General features: G+C 60.2%; 2 protein-coding genes. One reads left to right on the top strand and one right to left on the bottom strand.

All coding sequences use genetic code 11. From position 1 onward, the window contains the following. The first annotated feature begins 74 nt into the window (after positions 1-74). Entirely contained in the window at positions 75-287 is a 213-nt protein-coding gene (locus tag RFM41_RS34090; protein ID WP_320253522.1) for a hypothetical protein, read from the top strand. A gap of 8 nt (positions 288-295) precedes the next feature. On the opposite strand, the gene RFM41_RS34085 is transcribed toward RFM41_RS34090, so the two are convergent. Next, positions 296-673: aldolase/citrate lyase/malate synthase family protein (locus tag RFM41_RS34085; protein WP_502572757.1), on the bottom strand; the 378-nt coding region annotated here is incomplete at its 5' end.

The following is a 673-nucleotide window of genomic DNA, read 5'->3' as shown; positions in this document are numbered from 1 at the left end:
GGCCTGAAGCGGCGATCAGGCCGCCGTTGCGGTGCTTTTTGGCAAGCCTCGTCAGGCGCCGGCGGTGATCCGTCGTGAATGTGAACTATGGATTGCCTCCCTATGATGGCGCGCCGAACGACCTCAACCGCGCAGTGCTGCCATTCGTGGTGGACTGGATCCACACCGCCTATATGCTCGCGCGAAATTTCGGCGGCCTCGACAACCATTGCCGAGACTACTTCGACTACTCGAAACGTGTCGTCCGGCGGGCAAGCCACAAAACTGTCGCACTGTCCGGCCGCTGATTAACGGCTCAGCTTTTGCTACCGAGAGCCAGTATCTCGTGAGCGCGCCGAACCACTGGGGGATCGATCATTTTGCCATTCAACGAGAATGCGGACAGTCCACGCGTGGCGGCGTCATTTTCTGCCGCGACGACCTTATGGGCCCACTCGAGTTCCTGGGCGCTTGGCGGGAAAGCCTCGTTGAATATGGCCACCTGTGTGGGATGGATCGCCAAGGCTCCGGCAAAGCCAAGCCGCCGCGCATGCACTGCAGTTTCACGAAGTTTATCAGTGTCCGACAACTCGCCGATGCTTCCTATGAAGCCTAGCGGGAGCAAGCCGGCTGCACGGGCGGCAAACAGAACAGAAAGGTTTGGCGCCAACAGTAGGTCGAACTCCGGGGCGCC

Source organism: Mesorhizobium vachelliae (assembly GCF_033977325.1).
Taxonomy (GTDB): Bacteria; Pseudomonadota; Alphaproteobacteria; order Rhizobiales; family Rhizobiaceae; genus Mesorhizobium; species Mesorhizobium vachelliae.
The sequence above is the reverse complement of the archived record's forward strand: the minus strand, read 5'-3'. Positions and strand labels throughout refer to the sequence as shown.